This is a genomic window from Streptomyces sp. ADI95-17 (assembly GCF_003846175.1).
Classification (GTDB): Bacteria; Actinomycetota; Actinomycetes; order Streptomycetales; family Streptomycetaceae; genus Streptomyces; species Streptomyces sanglieri.
Genome location: NZ_ML123045.1, coordinates 1,179,145 through 1,199,701, shown reverse-complemented (window position 1 = coordinate 1,199,701; position 20,557 = coordinate 1,179,145). Strand labels below are relative to the sequence as shown.

Below are 20,557 nucleotides of genomic sequence, written 5' to 3'. Positions count from 1 at the left end.
CTCCGCCGCGCGGCGGAGACGGATCGTCACAGGGCACGACGTGCTGGAGCGGACCGCACGGGAGCGTGGTGGTCATGACACAGACACCGTCGTCTCCGCCCGCCGCCGCACCGCGGCCGGGCGCCCGCGCCGCGCTCCGCGCCCTCGCGATCGCCGCCACCCTGCCGTACATCGCGCTCAAGACCGCCTGGATCCTCGGCAGCCGCGTCGGCATCCCCGTCGGCAGCCCGCTGCTCGACCACCGCACCACGATGGTCGTCGCCAACGGCTTCACGATCCTTATGGACAGCGCCGTCGTGGTCCTCGCCCTGCTGCTCACCCGGGCGTGGGGGCGGCGGGTGCCCGCCTGGCTGCTCGTCCTGCCCATGTGGGTGGCGTCCGGGCTGCTGCTGCCGATCATGACCGGGTACCCGTTGCAGCTGGTGGTCGGCCTGGCCCACGGGGACGGTCCAGGGAGCGGCGGTCCCTCCTTCCTGGACGGCTGGGTCTTCGGCGTCGTCTACGGCGGCTTCATCCTCCAAGGCCTGGCCCTCGGCACCCTCTTCGCGCTGTACGCCCGGGACCGCTGGGGCCATCTGTGGAGGGGCGCGCTGCGGGACCTTCCGCCGAGCCCGACCGGACCTGCCCTGCGGACCACCGCGGCCATCGCCACGCTGCTCGCCCTCGCACCGGCCGTCATGCATCTGGTGTGGGCCACCGGCTCGACCGCGGGGGTCGCCGAGGGCGCGATCGCGGACCGGAACCACGTCTCGTACGTCATGGAAGCGCTCAACGCCCTCTTCCCCGCCGTCGCCGCCTCCGGTGTGCTGCTGCTCGCCTTCCGCCGCCGCTCCGCGCTCCCCCTCGCCGTGCCGCTCGCCCTGGCCTGGGGCGGCTCCGCGGCCTCGGCCTGCTGGGGCGGGTGGATGAGCCTCGCCGCACTGGCCACGGCCGGGAACCCTTCCGAACAGACCACGCCCGCGATGATGTTGACCTACGGTGTCCAGATGTTGCTCGGAGCGCTGGTGGTCACCCTCGGCGGGCACTTCCTCTCGGAACGCGCGGCCGTCGCGCCCGTCCGGCCGCCGGGCCGCCCCCGGGCGACGCCTGCCGCACGGCCCTCCGGCGCCCGCGCGTGACGCTGCTGTTCGGGCACCGGGCCCGGCTGCGCTGGCTGCACCTGATCATCGGCGGCGCGCTGCTGATGCCGTACTTCCTGGCGGCGCTGGTGATCATCGGCCGGCTCCGACCGGACCCCGGCCCCTTCTCGCCCCTCTCCCACCAGCTCACCGCGTTCGTCTGCGCCCTGCCCATGGCCGCGGTCACCGCGTTCTTCGCACCGGCCCGGCAGCTCTCGGTGGCCGCGGCCCGTGCGCTGTGCGGTGTCCCCGGCGACCGGCCGCTCGCCGACGGGCCCGCCAGGACCCAACAGGCGCAGGTGCGCACCGTCGGCTGGTTCACCCTCCACCTCGCGCTCGGCGGCATCGTCAGTGGCCTGACGCTGGCCATGCCCCCGCTCGCCGGGACGATCATGGCGCTGCCGTTCTCGCAATCGATGCGCGACTCCCGGGTCTTCGGTCTGCCCGAGGCGCTGGACCGGCCGTGGATTCTCGCCCTGCTCCCCTTCGCCGGACTCGCGATCCTGGTGGCGACGGCCGGGTGCGCGGCGCTGGCCGGAGCGCTGCTGGCCGGCCGGGCGCCGGTGCTGCTGGGCCCGACGCCTCAGGACCGGCTGGCCGCGGCGGAACGCCGGGCGGCCGATCTGGCGGTGCGCAACCGGCTCGCCCGGGAGCTGCACGATTCGGTCGGCCATGCGCTGAGCGCCGTCACCCTCCAGGCGGGCGCGGCCCGCAGGGTCCTGGACATCGACCCGGAGTTCGTCCGCGAGGCGCTGACCGCGATCGAGGAGACCACCCGGCGCACGGTCGGCGAACTCGACTCCGTACTGGGCCTGTTGCGCGGCGGCGAGGACCACGGGAGGTCCGCGGCGACCGGTCCGGCGCTCGACGCGCTGGACGGGTTGCTGGAGCGTTGCGGGGTTCCCGTCTCCTGTGCCGTGCGGGGCGATACCGGCACGGTCCCGGCCGCCGTGTCGAGGGAGGCGTACCGGATCGTCCAGGAGGGGCTGAGCAACGCGCTGCGGCACGGCGGGCACGGGGTGCCGGTGGAGCTGCGGGTCACGGTGCGGGCGGCGGAGCTGGCGATCATCATGGACAGTCCACTGCCGGAGCGGGCCGCGGTGGTGCGGCCCGGGGGCGGCCGCGGGCTGTGCGGCATCGCCGAGCGGGCCGTGCTGCTGGGCGGCCGCGCGGAGGCCGGACCGCACGACGGCGGGTGGCGGCTGGCCGCCCGCCTCCCTCTGCGCAGGACCGGACAGGAGAGCCGATGAGCACGACGGTCCGGGTGGTCCTCGCCGACGACGAACGCATGGTGCGCACCGCGCTGCGCGTCATCCTGGACGCGGAACCCGGTCTGGAGGTCGTCGGCGAGGCGGCGACCGGCGCGGAGGCGGTATCCGTGGTGCGGGAGCTGCGCCCCGATGTGGTGCTGATGGATGTGCGGATGCCGCAGACCGACGGCATCCGGGCCACCGAGCAGATCCTCGGCACGCTCGACCGGCCCCCGAGGATCATCGTCGTCACCACCTTCGAGAACGACTCCTACGTGTACGACGCGCTGGTCGCCGGGGCGGCCGGCTTCCTGCTGAAGCGAGTGGCCGCCGAGGACCTCGTGCGGGCGGTGCGGCTGGTCGCCCGCAGCGACACGCTGCTGTTCCCGTCGGCGGTACGGGCGCTCGCGGCCGAGTACCGGAGACAGGAGCCCGAGCCTCCGCAGTGGGCGTCCCGGCTCACCGACCGGGAGGCGGAGGTGCTGCGGCTGATGGCGACGGGGCTGACCAACGCGGAGATCGCCGGGCGGCTGGGCGTGGGGCCCGCGACAGCGAAGACGCATGTGGCGGCGGTGCTCGCGAAGACCGGCGCACGGGACCGCACCCAGGCCGTGATCGCAGCGTACGAGTCGGGTTTCATCGCCCCCGGGCGTCCCGGCCCGTCATGAGAAACCGGTGAGAATCACCGCATTCGGGAACGGTGCGCGGCGCCACGTTCGTCGTCCGGGCGGGATGAACAGAACGATCAGGCGAGCCTCGGTCTTCTGCCTGCTGCTGGTTCTCGCCCTGCTGGGGCGGGCGACCTGGGTGCAGGCGTACCAGGCGAAGGCGCTCGCAGACGACGAACACAACCGGCGGAACACCATCGCGCAGTACGCGCAGCCGCTCGGCGACATCATCGTGGCCGGGAACCCGGTCACCGGATCGAAGAGGACGGTGGACAGTGACCTCGCGTACAAGCGCACCTACACACAGGGCGAGCTCTACTCGGCCGTCACCGGCTACAGCTCGCAGGCGTACGGCGCCACCCAGCTCGAAGGGATCTACAGCCATGTGCTGGACGGCACCGACGACCGGCTGAAGAACCCGCTGAGCGCGGTGACGCGCAAGCAGGCGGAGCCGGGCAACGTCCTGACGACGATCGACCCGGACGTGCAGAAGGCGGCGTACGAGGCGCTCGGCGACGACAAGGGGGCGGCGGTCGCGATCGACCCGAAGACCGGCCGGATCCTGGGCATGGTCTCCACCCCCTCGTACGACCCGTCGAAGATCAGCGGGACCACGGACGGCGAGGACTGGCAGCGGCTGCTCGACGACGAGGACAAGCCGATGGTCAACCGCGCGCTGCGGCAGCCGCTGGCGCCCGGTTCGACGTTCAAGCTGGTGGTGGCGGCCGCGGCGCTGGAGGACGGGCTGTACGGCTCCGTCGACGAGCGCACGGACAGCCCCAATCCGTACCCGCTGCCCGACACCAGCAGGTTCCTGGAGAACGAGAACCCCTCGGCGCCCTGCGAGAACGCCACGCTGCGCACCGCGCTCCAGTACTCCTGCAACAACGTCTTCGGGAAGATCGCCGTCGACCTCGGTCAGGACAAGGTCAGGGCGATGGCGGAGAAGTTCGGCTTCAACACCGACAAGCTCGATGTGCCGGTGCGGGCCAGCCGAAGCGTCTACCCGACCGGCATGGACCGGCCGCAGACGGCGCTGTCGGGCATCGGCCAGTTCGAGGTGACCGCGACGCCGCTGCAGATCGCGATGGTGTCGGCGGCCCTCGCCAACGACGGCGAACTGGCCGCGCCCCACATGGTGTCCTCGGTGACCGACTCCAAGGGCAACTCGCTCCAGGACTTCGCGGACGGGGACACCGAGCGGGTCGTCTCGCAGTCCACCGCGGAGCAGCTGCGCAGTGCCATGGTGACCGTCGTCGAACAGGGCACCGGCACCAACGCCCGGATCGCCGGGGCCGAGGTGGGCGGGAAGACGGGCACGGCGCAGAACGGCGTGGGCAACAGCAAGAGCCCGTACGCCTGGTTCACCTCGTACGCGAAGGACGCCGCCGGCGGCAAGGAGGTCGCGGTCGCCGTGGTCGTCGAGGACTCGGGCGCGGCGCGCTCCGAGATCAGCGGCAACGGCCTGGCGGCGCCGATCGCCCAGAAGATGATGAAGGCGGCGCTGGCGGACTGACGTCCGTCCGCCGGACCGTCCGGCATCCGCCCTAGGCCCGGCGGGGGACGCCCTCCCCCGCCGGGTGCGCGAATAAGGCATCCTCCCGATGCCGCCGGGCCTCCTCGGTCGGCAGCCTTGCCCCATGACGAAGGCGCTGGTCGGGAGGGTGTGGTGGGTGTCGTGGGTGCGGTGAGCGGGTCGGCGACGGTGCGGGTGCTGCGGGACCGTACGGCGGGGCTGTTCCTGGCGGCGGTCGTCGTCTCGGGTTTCGGGACCTCCGCGATGTGGCTCGCGGCCGGGGTCTGGGTCAAGTCGCTGACCGGGTCGGACAGTCTGGCGGCGCTCGCCGTGTTCGCCATGTGGCTGCCGGTGCTGGTCGGGCCGGCGCTCGGGACGATCGCCGACCGGATCCCGGGCAGGCGGCTGCTCGTCGGGGCGAATCTCGTGATGGCGGGGCTGCTGGCCTCGCTGACGACGGTCGATTCGGCGGGCCGGATCTGGCTCCTGTTCGCCGTGCTCGTCCTGTACGGGGCGAGTTTCGTGCTGATGGAGGCGGCCGAGTCGACGCTGGTCGCCGGGGCCGTGGACAAGCGGCTGCTGGGTGATTTCAACGGGCTGCGGATGATGGCCGGCGAGGGCATGAAGCTGCTGGCGCCGCTGGCCGGTGCCGGGCTGTACGCGCGGTTCGGGGGCGGGGCGGTGGCGTTGCTGGACGCGGCGTCGTTCGTGCTGGCAGCCGGGATCTACGCGCTGCTGCCGGCCCCGCGGCCGCACCCGGCCGGGGCGGCCCGGACCGGCCGGCGGGGCGAACTCACCGCGGGCATACGGCAGGTGTGGGGTTCACCGGTGCTGCGGCCGCTGGTGCTCGCGGGATCGGTGACGATGCTGTGCTCGGGGCTCAACGGGGCCGCGGTCTACGCCGTGGTGGACGACGGGCTGGGGCACTCCCCCACGTACGCGGGTGTGCTGTACGCGGTGCAGGGCGCCGGGTCCGTCGCGGTCGGGCTGCTGGCCGGTCCGCTGCTGCGGCGGCTGCCGGAGCGGGTGTTCACGGCGGCCGGGATCGCGCTGTTCGCGGTGGCGGTGGGGGTGCGGGCACTGCCGTACGACGCGGTGGTGCTGGCGGCGAGCGCGGCCGTCGGGATCGGGCTGCCGTGTGTGCTGATCGCCGCGATGACGGCGGTGCAGCGGGAGACCCCGGCAGCCGTGCTGGGCCGCACCGCCGCGACCGCCAACACGCTGATGATGGTGCCGAACGCGGTGGCGCTGGCGCTCGGCGCGGGCCTGATCGCGCTGGTGGACATCAGGGTGCTGCTGCCGCTGGTCGGCGCGGCCGCGCTGCTGACGGCACTCCTGCTGGTGAAGGGCCGGCGGGGAAGGCTGACGGACTCCCCCACCGGCCCGGCTCCTTCACCGGCCGAGGCGTGAGAGCGCTTCGGTGACGGCCCGCAGGTCGGGGGCCGAGGCCAGCCCCGCGTGGTACAGCCGGAGTTGGTCCGCGCCGAGCGATGCGGCGTGCGCCGCGTCCCGCTCCAGCGTGGCGGGGCTGCCGCCCATCCCCGTGACCACGCCGAAGTTGGCCGCGAGCACCCCGCCGCGCCCGGCGAACGGGCCGAGCACGGCCTCGCGCGCCGCGTCGCCGCCGGTGCAGGGCAGCACCACGCCGTCCGCCACGGAGAGGATGTGTTCCGGGTCGACGCCGACGTTCGCGCCGGTGCGGTGGGGCTCGGGGTCGGCGTGCAGCAGCACCTGGAACCCCGGCTCCGCCGCGGCCCGCACGGCGGCGACCGCGGACTCCTGGAGCGTACGGGCGACCGTGCCGCGCCACCGGAGGGTGGCTTCGGTGAGGTCGGCGCCGAGGAGCTTCTCGATGCCCGCCCGGCCGGTCTCCGGGGAGCCGGCACCGGCCCAGACCGGTTCCAGCGCACCGCGTACCGCCGCGGCCAGCGCGTCGGCGTCCAGCCCCTGTCCGGCATAGCCGGTGCGGCAGGCGGGGCAGAAGCAGAGCGACATCAGGTACTGCGCCGCGTCCCCCAGCCCGACGCCCGCGATCTTGTCGTGGGCGTGCAGATGGGCGAAGCCGTACCAGCCGCAGGACTCCAGCTCGGTGCCGCGCGCACCGGTACGGACCGCCGCCTCCGCCGCCAGATCGGTCAGGTACTCGCGGACCGCCGCCCCGGCGATGCAGGGCGCCCAGGGGTAGCGGTCACCGTACGCGTTGACCACGGAGGTGTCCGGGTGTTCGGCGCCCAGCCGGGAGTCGTGCGCCAGGACCACCCAGGTGTGGACCTCCAGACCGGCTCCGGCGAGGGCCTCGGCGGCCTCGGCGAACGCATCGTCCGAGGCCACCCAGGACTGCTCGCGGGGGCGCAGCTCGCGCCCGGCCCACCGGGCGGCGTCCGGCGGGTAGAGCACCGCGGCATGCTCGGCGGTGACGATGCGGTGCCCGGGGTGGCGTGGGGTCAGCGCCCGGGTGGAGTGGTAGGCGGCGGCGAGCGTCACCTGCTGGACTCCCAGGTCCGCGACGCGGGCGGCCGCGTCCGGGTCGCCGACGACGTCCCAGGGGTAGAGGAAGGCCGAGGTCTTCACCCGCGCCGCTCCTGCCCGTACTTCTCCAGCAGGGCACGGCCGCGGGCGACGATCGCGGTGAGCTCCTCGATGTGGGCGGCGGACGGCTCGGTGAGCGGGGTGCGGACCCCGCCGACGTCCAGGCCGCCGAGCCGGACCCCGGCCTTGACGAGCGAGACGGCGTAGCCGCGGCCCTTGGCGCGCAGCTCGACGAGCGGCCGGTAGAAGTGGTCGAGGAGCGCGCCCGTCAGTTCGTCGTCGCCGGATTCCAGCGCCCGGTAGAAGGCCAGCGCGATGTCGGGCGCGAAGGCGAAGACGGCGGAGGAGTAGAGGTTGACGCCGATGCCCCGGTAGGCCGGGCCGGTCAGCTCGGCGGTGGGCAGTCCGTTGAAGTACAGGAAGTCCCCGCCCGGCAGCTCGGTGCGGACGGCGCTGACGATGCGCTGCATCAGGTCGAGGTCGCCGTAGCCGTCCTTGAGGCCGATGATGCCCGGCGTGGTGGCCAGTGCGACGACCGTGGCGGGGGTGAAGACGGCGTTGTCGCGCTGGTAGACGATCGTCTCCAGCGAGGTGGCCGCGGCGAGCGCGGTGTAGTGGCCGAGCAGCCCCTCCTGGTCGGCGACGACGAGGTACGGGGGCATGGCGAGGAGCCCGTCCGCGCCCGCCTCCTCGGCGAGCCTCGCGTACTGGATCGCGAGCGCCGTGCCGTATCCGGCCCCCGCGACCACGGGTACCTCTCCGGCGGTCTCCTCGACGGCCGCGGCGACGACGCGGCGGAACTCCTGGGGCGTGAGCGCGTGGAACTCACCGGTGCCGCAGCAGGCGAAGACCGCCGCCGCACCGGCGTCGATGCCGGTGCGCACATGGGCGCGGAAGGCATCGAGGTCGACGTCGCCGTCCGGTCCGTACGCGGTGACGGGGAAGAAGAGCGGCCCGGCGACACGGCCGAGTCGGGCGGCAAGAGGGGCTGAGGTCACTGGCGCTCCCTGAGCGGTTCAGGCGTGCACAATTCTGATCGGCGTCCATATTCATGAACGCCCACACGCTAAGGCAGCCCCCTGGCGCAGGTCAAGGAGAGGAACGGCCGAGGTGACCGGCACCGAGGATGGAGCGAGTGACTCCACGCGAGTGGCACCCCGCCCCGCCCGCACACTTGACTCCGCACTCCAGGGCTTCTTAGCTTGTCCACACATATGAATGCCGTCCATGGAGGAGATCCGCGTATGCCCGCTCCCCGCACCGTCCTGCTCACCGGCGCAGCCGGCGGCCTCGGCACCCTGATGCGCGGACTCCTGCCCGCGTACGGCTACGAGCTCCGCCTCCTGGACGTCGTCCCCGTCGACGGCGAGCCGGACGCGATCGCCGCCGACCTCGGCGACCGGGAGGCGCTGCGCGAGGCCGTGCGGGGCGTCGACGCGATCGTCCATCTCGCGGGCATCTCCCTCGAAGCCGGCTTCGACAAGATCCTCAGGGCGAACATCGAGGGCACCTACAACCTCTACGAGGCCGCCCGCGAGGAGGGCGTGCCGCGCATCGTGTTCGCCTCCTCCAACCACGTCCTCGGCTACACCCCCCGCCCGCTCCCCGGCGACCCGCTGATCCCCGTCGGCGCCCCGCGCCGCCCCGACACCTTCTACGGCCTGTCCAAGTCGTTCGGCGAGGACCTCGCCCAGCTGTACTGGGACCGGCACGGCATGGAGACCGTCTCGGTGCGCATCGGCTCCTGCTTCCCCGAGCCGACCTCGGTACGGATGCTCTCGGTCTGGATGAGCCCCGCGGACGGCGCCCGGCTCTTCCACGCCGCGCTCACCGCCGAGGACGTTCGGCACACCGTCGTGCACGGCTCCTCCGACAACACCCGGCTGTGGTGGGACCTGACGACGGCCCGCTCACTGGGGTACGAGCCGCAGGACGACTCCGAGCCGTACGCGGCCCGGCTCATCGCCGAGCAGGGCGAACTGGACCCGGACAACCCCGACCACGCCCACCTCGGCGGTCACTTCTGCACCAACCCGCCGATCTGGCCGCGCTGACCACGGCCCGGGGCCACCGAAATCCGCGCGACAGGGGGCCGTACGGCGGGCAGGATGCGGAGCCATGCCGAGACCTTCCGGATTCCTGTACGAACAGCACGGCGACGCGAACGTCACCATCACCCACCGCGGCCGCCCCGCGGGTACCCTGCGCGGCGGCCGGGCGGAGAAGTTCCTGGCCGAGGTGGAGTCGGGGGACGCGCAACTGGTGATGGCCCGCTGGACGGGGGCGTACAAGCACGGCAACGAGCGCACCGCCCGCAACCATCCGCGCAACCGCTGACAGGCCCCGGCGGAGCCGGCCGGCAGGGCCGGAAAAGTAAGGGAACGGCAAAGCGGGGTCGTTCGTTACCCCGAGCATGACCGCTATGACCCCCGGCTCGAACATCCCTCTCTCCGCCGCCCGCGTGGCAGTGGACGTCTCCGCACCTGTGCGGCTCGACGTTTCGGGCCTGCTGCTCACCGCAGACGGCAAGGTGCGCTCCGACGACGACTTCATCTTCTACAACCAGCCCAGCGGCCCCGGTGTGACCTACCGCTCCGGCGGCGGCACCGCACCGGACGCGATCGTGGTGGACACCACCGCGGTCCCGCCGGGCATCGAGAAGATCGTCGTCACCGCGAGCCCGGACGCGGCGGGCCAGACCTTCCAGGGCATCGAGCCCACCGCGACCGTGCGCAACGCCGACGACGGCAGCGCGCTCGCCACGTTCACCCCGCCCCGGCTGGGCGCCGAGACGGCGCTCGTGGTCATCGAGGTCTATCTCCGCAACGGCGCCTGGAAGGCCCGCGCGGTCGGCCAGGGCTATGCCAACGGGCTGGCCGGCATCGCCACGGACTTCGGCGTCTCGGTCGAGGAGGAGCCCGCCGCCGCACCGGCACCCGCGCCGGTGGCGCCCCCGATGCCCGCCGCCGCCCCGGTCGACCCCCGGATCGCCGCGCCCCCGGCCCCCGCCGCCCCGCCGGCCCCGCCCGCGCCCGCGTCGGCGCCCGGCAAGATCAACCTGGACAAGGGGCGGGTCAGCCTCCAGAAGAACCAGACGGTCTCCCTGGTCAAGGGCGGCCGGCCGCTGCTCTCCCAGGTCAAGATGGGGCTCGGCTGGGAGCCCGCGTTCCGGGGCAAGGACATCGACCTCGATGCCTCCGTGATCGCCTACGGCCCCAACCGCAACCACCTGGACAGCTGCTACTTCGGCAAGCTCTCCATCCTGAACGGCGCGATCAAGCACTCCGGCGACAACCTCACGGGCGAGGGCGCGGGTGACGACGAGGTGATCGTCGTGGACCTGGGCCGGATCCCGGCGGAGGCGACCGGTCTGGTCTTCACGGTCAACTCGTTCACCGGCCAGAAGTTCACCGAGGTCGCCAAGGCCTACTGCCGGCTGATCGACGCGACCACCGGTGAGGAGCTGGTCCGCTTCGACCTGACCGGCGCCGAACCGCAGACCGGCGTGATGATGGCCAAGCTGATCAAGCAGTTCTCCGGCGAGTGGGAGATGACGGCGATGGGCGACTTCGTGAAGTCGCGCACCGTCCGCGGCATGGTGAAGCCCGCCGCCCAGTCGCTGTAGCGCGGCAGCGGGCTCCGGATACGCATTCAGGGGCACCTGTCGGGTGCAGGTGCCCCTGAATCCGGAGAGCGTGACGGGGACGCTGTGCGCGTGCTCGCCGCCGCTCTCAGAGCTTGGTCAGCTTGGAGTACGGGCTCAGGATCCTCCCCTGTCGCCCCGAGAAGTCGATGAGCACTGCGTCGTTGTCGCCCTCGACGGCGAGGATGCGGCCGAGTCCGAACTGATCATGCGACACCCTGTCGCCCACATCGAACAATTCGACCGGTGGGGCCGCCTGGGCCGGGCGGTTGAAGGGACTGGAAGGCAGGTGGCGCCGGGATCCGGCTGACTGTTTCATTACCTTGAGTATGCGCCCTGGGAACGCCCGACGCCATGCCCGTTCACCGCAGGGGGCGCACTGATACCGGATTCGTGATCAGCGGATCCAGGGCCAGTCCGCGTCACGGCCCGCTTCCAGCAGCGGCACCAGACGGAACGCCGCGTCCGAAAGACCCCCGAAGGTGTGGCGCATCCCGTCCCCCGAGGGGGCGTGTCCCACCCGGTACCCGGCCAGGTTCCAGGTGTAGACGGGCACGGTGGCGGGCACCGCCGCGACGGCGTCCGCGGCGTACGAGAACGACGCCTGCTCGTCGGTGACGATCAGCACCCGGTCGTGGCCCCGGTAGTGCCGGCGCACCGCCTCCGCGGTGTTGGTGCCGCCGAGGTCGCCGAAGCGCTCCAGGACCTTCAGCACGGACTCGCTCCGGCGAAATGTCACCGGTGAGCTGTTCGTACCGAACTGCACCAGATCGGCATCGGCCGCCCGGAGTGCCAGCGCCGTGCCGAAGATCGCGGCGGCGTCGGCCCGGTTGAGCTGCGAGCGGTCCGAGAGCGGCGACCACATCGAGCCCGAGCGGTCGACCAGGACCAGCGTCCGCCCCGGCAGGGCGGGCACATTGTCCAGCGAGTGGCCGAGCGCCTTCTCCAGCGGGTGGGCCCAGCGCAGCGAGGGCGCGTGCCGGTGGGCGGCGAGGTAGCGGAACGGGAACTGCTGGGACGCGGCGACCGCGGCCGGGTCGCAGATCCGCTCCGCCACCTGCGCGGCGACCTCGTCCGAGACGCCCGCCTCGTCGAAGTTGCGCAGATTGCGGATGAGGGCCATCGCACCCATCGACGGAATCACCGCTTCCCAGGCGGTGGCGTCCATCGGCCCCTGGAGCCAGCCCGCCAGGGCCTCCCAGGTCATGCCCGCGGCGGCCAGCCGGTCCGCCGCGCCGGCGCTCTCGACCACGGCCCGCCGCTCCCCGGCGGGCAGCTCCATCAGCGCGCGGTGCGCGTTCAGGACCCGGTCCGAGACCGGCACCACGGCCGCCTCGGGGTGGTGGCGGCGGTCGAGGGCGTACCGGAACAGCTCGCCCTGCCAGGGCTTCTGCGGGTCGGGCGAGGCGTGCACCAGGTTCAGGATGTCGCCGAAGCGGTAGCCCTTGGACGCGGTGTCGTACTTCAGCAGCGACCTGCCGTTGTAGAGCCGGCGCACGGCATCGGCGATGCCGCGCTTGACCGGCTTGGGCACGGCCCGGCCGTAGCGCGAGGTCCAGTACCCGAGAAGCTCTCCGGGCTCGTCGGCACGCAGCAGGACGGAGTCCACGACCTGGCGGTTGGACGGTCCGTCCTCGACGCCCGCGTCCAGCCGGGCCTTCACGTACTCGGCGGCGCCGACGATCGAGGCGGTACGCATCCGTCCGTCGCGGCGCAGCCAGTGGAGCAGGCCGGCGGTCCACTCGGGATCTTCGACGGCGAGCGCCCGCACCAGTTCGGCGAAGCGCTCGTCGCGCTGCTCCCCGTCCTCGTAATAGGTCTGCTGCGAGACGAAATTGGCGACCGCGAGCAGGAAGAGTTCGGAGCGCTTGTCGCGCAGGAATCCCCGGCCGCCCTGATGGGTCGGCGCGGTGCGCCCGGTCGTCCGCACGGGCGAGGTGGCGCGGGGCCTGGTGGTGCGGGTGTTGAAGCGTGCCATGTGAATTCCCCCGAATTCAGTGGAGAAGGCACGGCGGAAAAGGGTGCCCGAGATCAGGAGTCGGCGACGGGCTCACTGATGCTCTACCCGATTGAGCTACCGGCCGTGGCCGGACGGGATTCGAACCCGCAACCGTCAGTCCAAAGGAAGTATCCGTCGCCTGCGCACCGGGCACCCCCCGGCGTCCGTGCCTCCCGAGATCAGAGTCGGCGGCGGCGGTTTCGTGAGAGGAAGTAGCCGCAGCCTGCGCACCGGGAGGTGCGTCGCAGTCATGCTGATGAAGTTGTGGCGCCCAGAGTTCAGGGTCGGCGGAACCGACGAAGGTGCTCTGCCGACTGAGCTACACCGGAACGGGATCCGGTGACGGGACTCGAACCCGCGACATCCCCATTAGGAGTGGAAGTAGGTCCTGCCTGCGCACCTGGGCACGGACAGGACTCTAGAGGGATGCCCGGCCGGCGCGCGAGGCAATTACGCGCGCCGGCCGGAAGGAGGCCGGTCGAAAGGAAGCCGGCCGGAAGGGAACCGGCCGAATGAGCGCCGGCCTTCCGGGCGCCGGCCGAAAGGCCGTCAGTGGCGGTTCGGCTGGCGCTTCCACGGGCCGGTGATCGCGAGCATGATGCCCGGCGTCTGGATGTTGGCGTACAGCGTCCTGCCGTCGGGCGAGAACGTGACCCCGGTGAACTCGCTGTACTCCGGGTCCTCCTCGCTGCCGATGTTCAGCTCGTTGCGCGCGATGGGGTAGGTGCGGCCGCTCTCGGTCGCGCCGAAGAGGTGCTGGATGCCCTCGCCGTCCTCGGAGATGACCAGGCCGCCGTACGGGGAGACGGTGATGTTGTCCGGGCCGTCGAAGGCGCCGTCCTTCGACGGGTCGGCGTTCACACCGAGGAGCACCTTGAGCGTCAGCGTGCGGCGCTTGGGGTCGTAGAACCAGACCTGGCCGTCGTGCTGGACGGGGCTCTCGGAGCGGGCGAACGAGGAGACGATGTAGGCGCCGCCGTCGCCCCACCACATGCCTTCGAGCTTGCGGGCGCGGGTGATCTCACCCTCGGCGAACTGCTTGCGCACCGAGACCGACTTGGCGTCGCGGTCGGGGACGTCGACCCAGTCCACGCCGTACACCGTGCCGATCTTCGTGGCGCGGGACAGGTCGTCGACGAACTTGCCGTTGCTGTCGAAGCACTTGGTGGCCTGGAGGACACCGGCGTCGTCGGCGAGCGTGCGCAGCTTGCCGCGGCCGTGCCGGAAGCCGTGCGGCGGAACCCAGCGGTAGAGCAGTCCGTTGGGGCCCGAGGCGTCCTCGGTCAGGTAGGCGTGGCCCTGCTTGGGGTCGATGACGACGGCCTCGTGGGCGTACCGGCCGAACGCCTTGATCGGGCGCGGGGCGCGGTTGGCGCGCTTGTCGTACGGGTCGACCTCGAAGACGTAGCCGTGGTCCTTGAGCAGGCCGTTCTTGCCGGCCTTGTCCTCGGTCTCCTCGCAGGTGAGCCAGGTGCCCCACGGGGTGGCGCCACCGGCGCAGTTGGTGGACGTGCCGGCGATGCCGACCCACTCGGCGGTACGGCCGTCGCGGCGGGTCTCCACGACGGTGCAGCCGCCGGCCGCGACCGGGTCGTAGACGAGGCCGTCGGTGAGCGGCACCGGGTGCTCCCAGTCGGCCCGGACGCCGCTGAGCTCGTGGTTGTTGACGAGCAGGGTGACGCCGCGCGGGCCCTCGAAGGTGGCCGTGCCGTCGTGGTTGGAGGGGGTGAATTCGCCACTCTCCAGCTTGGTGACCCCGCAGTGGGTGATGACCCGGTACGAGAAGCCGGCGGGGAGCGCGAGCAGGCCCTCGGGGTCGGCTGTCAGCGGCCCGTAGCCGGGCTCACGGCCGTGCCCGTGACCGTGGTCGTGGTCATGACCGTCGTGGTCGTGGCCGTGCTTCGAGTCCCCGGCGGCCAGGGCGCCCGGCGCGGTGGCAAGGGCCGCGACGGTACCGGTCAGCGCGATGCCGGCACCGGTGAGGGCGGACTGTTTGGTGAATTCCCTGCGCGTGAAGGGCATCACGTACTCCTGGGGCAGCTGGACGGGTTGTTGGCGCGCCCACATTCGCGCCTCCGCACCAACACCAGTTGAACTGCGGGCGACGTCAGGGGGCATCCTTCCTGTGCAGTTGGCCGGAAGGAGTGTCCCGAAGTCGCCGTTCACCGCAGGACGGCCCGCTCGCGCCGACCGCCCCGTACCCGCCCCCGTGGTCAGGCCCCCTGGCGCGAACGGGCCTTGAACGCCGCCTTGCGGGCCTCCTTGGCCTTCTTCTTGTCGCTGTGCAGCCGCCCCATCGCTTCGAGGACGTCGGCGGTCGCCGGGTGCGCGACCCGCCACGCCTCGTCGAAGAAGCCGCTGTGCTGGCCCGCCAGGCCCTCGACCAGGTCCTGGAGTTCGTCGAGATCGCCGTCGGTCTCCAGCTGGGCCGCGATCGTGTCGATGGCCAGCCAGAAGATCATCGACTCCGGCGGCGCGGGGACATCGGCGGCGCCCAGCTCCGCGAGCCAGACCCGGGCGAGGCCGCCCAGCTCGGGGTCGTCCAGCACCGCGCGCACCGCGGGCTCCGCCTCCGCGCCGACCAGGGCGAGCGCCTGCTGGCAGTGCAGCCTGCGCAGCGGTGCCTGCCGGTCCATGCCCCGGGACGCGGCCAGGAGTTCGGCCGCCGCGCCGGGCGCACCGCCGCGCCGGGCGAGCCACAGCTCGACCTCGCCGCGGGCGGCCGCCTCGGGGTAGTACGCGATCCCGCCGAGCAGCGCGTCGGCGCCCTTGTCCGCGAAGTCGCCGATGGCCGGGGCGTCCGCCCCGGCCTCCAGCATCCGGCTGCGGAGCCCGTAGAGGCCGAGGGCGGTCAGCTTCACCATGCCGTACCGGGTGACGTCCTCGTCGTCGGCGGGCGGGGTGGCGTCCTCGCCCTCCTCGACCAGCAACGCCTCGTCCACCGGGCGGTACTCGACGATCCCGATGGGTTCGAGGACCCGGAACTGGTCGTCCAGCCGCATCATCGCCTCGGACACCTGCTCAAGGATGTCGTCGGTGGGTTCGCCCATGTCGTCGGGGACGATCACCGACGCGGCGAGGGCGGGCAGCGGTACGGGGGCCGGGTCCGTGCCGCCGTGGCCGTCGCCGACGGTGAGCAGGTACAGGTTGCCGAGCACCCCGTCGAGGAATTCCGCCTCGATCTCCGGGTCCCAGTCCAGAGACTCGAAGTCGATCGAGCCGTCCTCGCCGACGAGATCGGCGAGGTCGTCGAAGACGGGCGCGGTGGCATCGGCGTGGACGGCCTCCAGACCGTCGAGCCAGATCGACAGAACGTCCTTCGGCGAACCACCGGTGACCAGCGCCAGGTTCGCACCGGCGCGGGCGGTCCCCTCCGCGTCCGGTCCGGCGTCCTCCCCGGGATCCTCGACGTCGACGAGCCCCGTGTCCACCGCGAGCCGCCACGCCTCGCTGGCCTCCGCGGCCCCGTCCTCGTCCGCCGCCAGGCCGATGTGCTCGGCCGCCGCGGGCAGTTGGGCGTCGACGAGTTCACCGCCGGCGCCGACCCGGGTCTCCGGGCCCGCCCAGCGGGCGAGCCGGACGGCGCGGGCGAGCAGCGGCGCGGCGAGCGCGTCCCGTGCCAGCTCGGCCTCGGTGCGCAGCCGTACGGGCGGCAGGGTGGGGGGCTCTGCGGACATCAGGCGGTTCTCCTCGGGACGTACCGGGCGTACGGATCGGACGTACCGGACGTGCGTGCCGGGTGTACCGGACGTACGGGCCGGGCATGCTGGGCGTACGGTTCGGGCGGCCCAAGCGTAGACGCATTTCGCCCCATGCCGCCCGGTTCATGGAACGGACAGCGGCAGTCCACCCGGCAGACCTTGACAACCCCCTTGCGCACACAAGAGATTGACGCGCGTAGATCTCCGTTCCGACCCTCGATACCCCCGGAGCCCGTGATGCCTGCCGCATCGTCCAGAACCACCGCCGTCTCCGCCGTAGTCACCGCCGCCCTCGCCGCCGGTCTGCTCACCGGCGCCGCGACCACCTCCGCCTCCGCCTCCACCACCGCCCTGCCCGTGGACGGCCAGGTCCGGATCCACGACATCCAGGGCTCCACCCGGATATCCCCGCTCGTCGGCAAGCAGGTCGGCGACGTGGCGGGCATCGTCACGGGTGTGCGGACGTACGGCTCGAAGGGCTTCTGGTTCCAGGACCCGAACCCCGACGCCGACCCCGCCACCAGCGAGGGCATCTTCGTCTACACCGGCTCCGCGCCCACCGTCGCGGTCGGTGACGCGGTCACCGTCTCCGGCACGGTCACCGAGTACGTCCCGGGCGGCCTCGACTCCGGCAACCAGTCGCTGACCCAGATCAGCAAGCCCACCGTCGCCGTGGTCTCCTCCGGCAACGCCCTGCCCGCGCCGGTGCGGGTCTCGCAGCGCTCGGTGCCCTCCAGGTACACCCCCGAGGGTGACCCCGCCGCGGGCGGCTCCATCAACGCGCTGCCCCTCGCGCCGTCCCGCTACGCCCTCGACTACTACGAGTCGATCGAAGGGATGAACATCAGCGTCGGCACCTCGCGGGTGGTCGGCGCCACCGACGCGCACGCCGAGCTGTGGGTGACGGTGAAGCCGCACGAGAACGACGCCCGCCGCGGCGGCACCGTCTACGGTTCGTACCGCTCGCAGAACACCGGACGGCTCCAGATCCAGTCCCTGGTGCCGCTCGCCCAGCAGCCGTTCCCGAAGGCGGACGTGGGCGATGTGCTCTCCGGTACGACCGAGGGCCCGCTCGACTTCAACCAGTACGGCGGCTACACGCTGACCGCCCGCACCATGGGCACGGTCACCGACAAGGGCCTGCGGCGGGAGACCACCCGCAAGCAGCGCGGCGGCGAGCTGGCCGTGGCGACGTACAACGTCGAGAACCTCGACCCGAGCGACCCGCAGGAGAAGTTCGACGCGCTCGCCGCGGCGGTCGTCGACAACCTCGCCTCGCCCGACATCGTGGCGCTGGAGGAGATCCAGGACAACAACGGCGCGAAGAGCGACGGCACGGTCGCCGCCGATGTGACGGTGAAGAAGTTCACCGACGCGATCGTGGCGGCGGGCGGCCCGGCGTACGACTGGCGCTCCATCGACCCGGAGGACAAGAAGGACGGCGGCGAGCCCGGCGGCAACATCCGTCAGGTCTTCCTCTTCAACCCGGAGCGGGTCTCGTTCACCGACCGGGCCGGCGGCGACGCGACGACGGCGACCGATGTCGCCCGGGAGCGGGGCCGCGCCGCCCTCACCCTCTCGCCCGGCCGGATCGACCCGACGAACCCGGCGTGGGAGAACAGCCGCAAGCCGCTCGCCGGGGAGTTCAGCTTCCGCGGCCGTACGGTCTTCGTCGTCGCCAACCACTTCGCGTCCAAGGGCGGCGACGAGTCCATCTTCTCGGAGCACCAGCCGCCGTCGCGTTCCTCCGAGGTCCAGCGGCACGCGCAGGGCCAGGCGGTCAACACCTTCGTCAAGAAGCTGCTGAGCGTCCAGAAGAACGCCGACGTGCTGGTCGTCGGTGACATCAACGACTTCGAGTTCTCCGGCACGGCCGAGGCCCTGACCGCCGGGCGGGTGCTGTACCCGGCGATCAAGTCACTGCCGCGCTCGGAGCGTTACAGCTACGTCTACCAGGGCAACAGCCAGGTTCTCGACCAGATCCTGACCAGCCCGTCGATCGACGACTTCCACTACGACAGCGTGCACATCAACGCCGAGTTCGCCGATCAGAACAGCGACCACGACCCGCAGGTGCTCCGCTTCCGCCCGTAGCGGTGCCCCGCACCCTCAGCGGTGCTGCGCGCCCGCGCTCGGCCGGATGCTGAGCGCGGGCGTGTACCGGTGCACTCCGCCGCCGGTCACCCCCGGGTAGGTCTGCACCCGTTCCCACTGCGGTGTGGCCGACCCGATCCCGGCACCGGGCGCGGCCAGTGCGGCGACATGGGCCCCGGCGCTCTCCCATTCGGCGTAGTTCAGCACGCGCGTCCCGTCGGTGCTCACGTGGAAGTGCGCGGAGACTCCGCCGGGCGGAAGCGCCGGGTCGGTGCCCAGCGCCTCGAACACGGTGTCCACCCAGTCCCGTTGCCGCGCCTTGTCCGCACCGTCGAACTCGACGTCGACGATCACGACGCAGCCGGGCTCCCCTCCGTCGCCCTCCGGCCGGAACGCGGAACGGTAGAGCTCCAGGGTGTGCAGCCCGAGCCGCCGGATGCCCGGCACGGCGGCGTCGATGTCCGCGTTGCGCTCGTCCCTGCCGTTGCGGAAGAAGTCCTGGTACGCCTGCTCACCACTCCACTGGCTGTAGTGGAACAGGGTCTTCCCGTCCTCACCGGCATGGACGGTGTACGAAAGAAGTCCCGGATGCGGCCAGTCCCGGCCGTCCCACGCTTCTCGGACGGCCTCGACCGTCCGCCGCATGCGCTCCGGGGTGGAGACGTCCCAGGTGCTCGCCTTGACGAGTCCGACGTCGTTACGGGCAAGATCGGGACGGGATTCGAATTGCACGCTCATGACGGGTCCTCCCTGGCGCACCGGGGCGGCGCGCCGTTGCCGACCACCCTGATACGTCAAGTCCGCTTGAGGTCAACAGCACGCCCCGTCGGCACGCCGGACCCACCGGCAGCACAACGAACGGAGTACCGCATGGCACCGCACCTCAGGACGATCAGCCGCGAGGAGCATCTGGCGTTCGTCGCGAGCCGTCCGGCCGTGAGCCATCTGCAGGTTCCGTCGTGGGGCGACGTGAAGCCCGACTGGCGTGCGGAGAGCATCGGCTGGTTCGACCGGGACGGCGCCGGCCGGGAGCGGATCGTCGGGGCCGGGCTGGTGCTGTACCGGCCGATCCCCCGGGTGAAACGCTCTCTGGCCTATCTGCCGGAGGGGCCGGTCATCGACTGGCACGACGGCGGTCTGCGTGAGTGGCTGGATCCGATGCTGGCGCATCTGAAGGCTCAGGGCGCGTTCTCGGTGCGGATGGGTCCGCCGGTGGTCGCCCGGCGCTGGAACGCCGGGACGGTGAAGGACGCCATCGCCGACCCGGCCGCCGGACGGCTGCGCGACGTGGAGCCGGACTCGCGGGAGCCGGGGGCCGACGAGGTCGTGGAGCTGCTGCGCGGGCTGGGCTGGCGGCGCGGCGAGGCGGAGAGCGAGGACGGTTTCAGCGCGGGGCAGCCCCGGTACGTCTTCCAGGTGCCGTTCGCCGGGCTGTCGCTGGAGGAGGTCCGGGGCAATCTGAACCAGCAGTGGCGGCGCAACATCAAGAAGGCGGAGAAGGCCGGCGTCAAGGTCGTCGAGGGCGGCTACGAGGACCTCCCGGCCTTCTACGAGCTGTACCGCGAGACGGCCGAGCGCGACCGGTTCATCCCCCGCCCGCTCGGCTACTTCCAGCGGATGTGGACGGCGCTGCGGGCCGAGGACCCCGGCCGGATGCGGCTGTACCTCGCCCAGCACGAGGGCGAGACGCTCTCCGCCGCGACGATGCTGACCGTCGGGAACCACGTCTGGTACTCCTACGGCGCCTCGACCGGCCGCAGGCGCGAGGTCCAGCCCAGCAACGCCGTCCAGTGGCGGATGATGAGCGACGCGCACGAACGGGGCGCCGCCGTCTACGACCTGCGCGGCATCACCGACACCCTGGACGAGGGCAACCATCTGGTGGGCCTGCTGCGCTTCAAGGTCGGCACCGGCGGCCGGGCCGCCGAGTACATCGGCGAGTGGGACTACCCGATCAACAAGGTGCTCCACAAGGCCTTCGGCCTCTACATGGCGCGCCGCTGACCGTGTCGCGCGGGCGGGCCGCGGGCCGGACACCG

17 protein-coding genes are annotated in these 20,557 nt (G+C 72.3%); 10 read left to right on the top strand and 7 right to left on the bottom strand.

Annotated elements, in window-relative coordinates; all coding sequences use genetic code 11:
• The first annotated feature begins 74 nt into the window (after positions 1 to 74).
• The 5 genes from EES42_RS13435 (at position 75) to EES42_RS13415 (ending at position 5,962) form a co-directional block, all read left to right on the top strand.
• Positions 75 to 1,118: a hypothetical protein gene (locus tag EES42_RS13435; protein ID WP_124718354.1), complete on the top strand. Its 1,044-nt coding sequence runs from the start codon at positions 75 to 77 to the stop codon at positions 1,116 to 1,118.
• The gene (locus EES42_RS13430; RefSeq protein WP_241196367.1) at positions 1,115 to 2,368 is read left to right on the top strand and encodes a sensor histidine kinase; all 1,254 of its coding nucleotides are present in this window, start codon (positions 1,115 to 1,117) and stop codon (positions 2,366 to 2,368) included. The genes EES42_RS13435 and EES42_RS13430 overlap by 4 nt, the downstream gene beginning before the upstream one ends.
• A complete protein-coding gene (locus EES42_RS13425) occupies positions 2,365 to 3,036 on the top strand; it encodes a response regulator transcription factor (protein WP_124718353.1) in 672 nt (223 codons plus the stop codon). Before EES42_RS13430 ends, EES42_RS13425 begins: the two co-directional genes overlap by 4 nt.
• A gap of 64 nt (positions 3,037 to 3,100) precedes the next feature.
• Positions 3,101 to 4,552 (top strand): penicillin-binding transpeptidase domain-containing protein, encoded by a 1,452-nt coding sequence (locus EES42_RS13420; protein WP_124718352.1) that lies wholly within the window; start codon positions 3,101 to 3,103, stop codon positions 4,550 to 4,552.
• Positions 4,553 to 4,723: 171 nt separating this feature from the next.
• On the top strand, positions 4,724 to 5,962 hold the full coding sequence (locus tag EES42_RS13415) for an MFS transporter (RefSeq protein ID WP_241196384.1): 1,239 nt from the start codon (positions 4,724 to 4,726) through the stop codon (positions 5,960 to 5,962).
• Here EES42_RS13415 and EES42_RS13410 read toward each other — a convergent pair.
• The gene (locus tag EES42_RS13410) at positions 5,945 to 7,123 is read right to left on the bottom strand and encodes a hypothetical protein (protein ID WP_124718351.1); all 1,179 of its coding nucleotides are present in this window, start codon (positions 7,121 to 7,123) and stop codon (positions 5,945 to 5,947) included. The genes EES42_RS13415 and EES42_RS13410 overlap by 18 nt on opposite strands.
• Positions 7,120 to 8,079, bottom strand: a complete 960-nt coding sequence (locus tag EES42_RS13405; protein ID WP_124718350.1) for a 5-dehydro-4-deoxyglucarate dehydratase — start codon at positions 8,077 to 8,079, stop codon at positions 7,120 to 7,122. Before EES42_RS13405 ends, EES42_RS13410 begins: the two co-directional genes overlap by 4 nt.
• Positions 8,080 to 8,325: 246 nt before the next feature.
• On the opposite strand from EES42_RS13405, the gene EES42_RS13400 reads away from it, so the two are divergent.
• The 3 genes from EES42_RS13400 (at position 8,326) to EES42_RS13390 (ending at position 10,706) form a co-directional block, all read left to right on the top strand.
• Positions 8,326 to 9,135 carry an NAD-dependent epimerase/dehydratase family protein gene (locus EES42_RS13400; RefSeq protein ID WP_124718349.1) on the top strand — a complete coding sequence of 270 codons (810 nt, stop codon included), beginning with the start codon at positions 8,326 to 8,328 and terminating at the stop codon, positions 9,133 to 9,135.
• A gap of 64 nt (positions 9,136 to 9,199) precedes the next feature.
• The gene (locus tag EES42_RS13395; protein ID WP_124718348.1) at positions 9,200 to 9,418 is read left to right on the top strand and encodes a hypothetical protein; all 219 of its coding nucleotides are present in this window, start codon (positions 9,200 to 9,202) and stop codon (positions 9,416 to 9,418) included.
• Positions 9,419 to 9,494: 76 nt separating this feature from the next.
• Positions 9,495 to 10,706 carry a TerD family protein gene (locus tag EES42_RS13390; RefSeq protein ID WP_206433453.1) on the top strand — a complete coding sequence of 404 codons (1,212 nt, stop codon included), beginning with the start codon at positions 9,495 to 9,497 and terminating at the stop codon, positions 10,704 to 10,706.
• A gap of 106 nt (positions 10,707 to 10,812) precedes the next feature.
• On the opposite strand, the gene EES42_RS46100 is transcribed toward EES42_RS13390, so the two are convergent.
• The 4 genes from EES42_RS46100 to EES42_RS13370 form a co-directional block, all read right to left on the bottom strand.
• Positions 10,813 to 11,043 (bottom strand): hypothetical protein, encoded by a 231-nt coding sequence (locus EES42_RS46100; protein ID WP_124718346.1) that lies wholly within the window; start codon positions 11,041 to 11,043, stop codon positions 10,813 to 10,815.
• A gap of 78 nt (positions 11,044 to 11,121) precedes the next feature.
• Entirely contained in the window at positions 11,122 to 12,702 is a 1,581-nt protein-coding gene (locus EES42_RS13380; protein ID WP_124718345.1) for a TROVE domain-containing protein, read from the bottom strand.
• Positions 12,703 to 13,272: 570 nt separating this feature from the next.
• A complete protein-coding gene (locus EES42_RS13375) occupies positions 13,273 to 14,745 on the bottom strand; it encodes an alkaline phosphatase PhoX (RefSeq protein WP_124718344.1) in 1,473 nt (490 codons plus the stop codon).
• Between the two features lie 191 nt (positions 14,746 to 14,936).
• Positions 14,937 to 16,400: a hypothetical protein gene (locus EES42_RS13370; protein ID WP_124718343.1), complete on the bottom strand. Its 1,464-nt coding sequence runs from the start codon at positions 16,398 to 16,400 to the stop codon at positions 14,937 to 14,939.
• Between the two features lie 261 nt (positions 16,401 to 16,661).
• Between EES42_RS13370 and EES42_RS13365 the strand changes: the two genes are divergently transcribed.
• Complete coding sequence (locus EES42_RS13365) at positions 16,662 to 18,518, top strand: endonuclease/exonuclease/phosphatase family protein (protein ID WP_124718342.1); 1,857 nt, start codon at positions 16,662 to 16,664, stop codon at positions 18,516 to 18,518.
• Between the two features lie 15 nt (positions 18,519 to 18,533).
• Here the strand turns inward: EES42_RS13365 and EES42_RS13360 are convergent, their stop codons facing one another.
• Positions 18,534 to 19,256, bottom strand: coding sequence for an antibiotic biosynthesis monooxygenase (locus EES42_RS13360; RefSeq protein WP_124718341.1), 723 nt, complete (start codon positions 19,254 to 19,256; stop codon positions 18,534 to 18,536).
• 132 nt (positions 19,257 to 19,388) lie between these two features.
• On the opposite strand from EES42_RS13360, the gene EES42_RS13355 reads away from it, so the two are divergent.
• Positions 19,389 to 20,522, top strand: coding sequence for a lipid II:glycine glycyltransferase FemX (locus EES42_RS13355; protein WP_124718340.1), 1,134 nt, complete (start codon positions 19,389 to 19,391; stop codon positions 20,520 to 20,522).
• The last annotated feature ends 35 nt before the right edge of the window (positions 20,523 to 20,557 follow it).

Bases quoted from the DNA above. Each gene is read 5' to 3' on its own strand.
- EES42_RS13375 (WP_124718344.1), bottom strand. From the start codon at position 14,745: ATGCCCTTCACGCGCAGGGAATTCACCAAACAGTCCGCCCTCACCGGT.
- EES42_RS13365 (WP_124718342.1), top strand. From the start codon at position 16,662: ATGCCTGCCGCATCGTCCAGAACCACCGCCGTCTCCGCCGTAGTCACC.
- EES42_RS13370 (WP_124718343.1), bottom strand. From the start codon at position 16,400: ATGTCCGCAGAGCCCCCCACCCTGCCGCCCGTACGGCTGCGCACCGAG.
- EES42_RS13380 (WP_124718345.1), bottom strand. From the start codon at position 12,702: ATGGCACGCTTCAACACCCGCACCACCAGGCCCCGCGCCACCTCGCCC.
- EES42_RS13420 (WP_124718352.1), top strand. From the start codon at position 3,101: ATGAACAGAACGATCAGGCGAGCCTCGGTCTTCTGCCTGCTGCTGGTT.
- EES42_RS13435 (WP_124718354.1), top strand. From the start codon at position 75: ATGACACAGACACCGTCGTCTCCGCCCGCCGCCGCACCGCGGCCGGGC.
- EES42_RS46100 (WP_124718346.1), bottom strand. From the start codon at position 11,043: ATGAAACAGTCAGCCGGATCCCGGCGCCACCTGCCTTCCAGTCCCTTC.
- EES42_RS13400 (WP_124718349.1), top strand. From the start codon at position 8,326: ATGCCCGCTCCCCGCACCGTCCTGCTCACCGGCGCAGCCGGCGGCCTC.
- EES42_RS13425 (WP_124718353.1), top strand. From the start codon at position 2,365: ATGAGCACGACGGTCCGGGTGGTCCTCGCCGACGACGAACGCATGGTG.
- EES42_RS13360 (WP_124718341.1), bottom strand. From the start codon at position 19,256: ATGAGCGTGCAATTCGAATCCCGTCCCGATCTTGCCCGTAACGACGTC.
- EES42_RS13390 (WP_206433453.1), top strand. From the start codon at position 9,495: ATGACCGCTATGACCCCCGGCTCGAACATCCCTCTCTCCGCCGCCCGC.
- EES42_RS13355 (WP_124718340.1), top strand. From the start codon at position 19,389: ATGGCACCGCACCTCAGGACGATCAGCCGCGAGGAGCATCTGGCGTTC.
- EES42_RS13395 (WP_124718348.1), top strand. From the start codon at position 9,200: ATGCCGAGACCTTCCGGATTCCTGTACGAACAGCACGGCGACGCGAAC.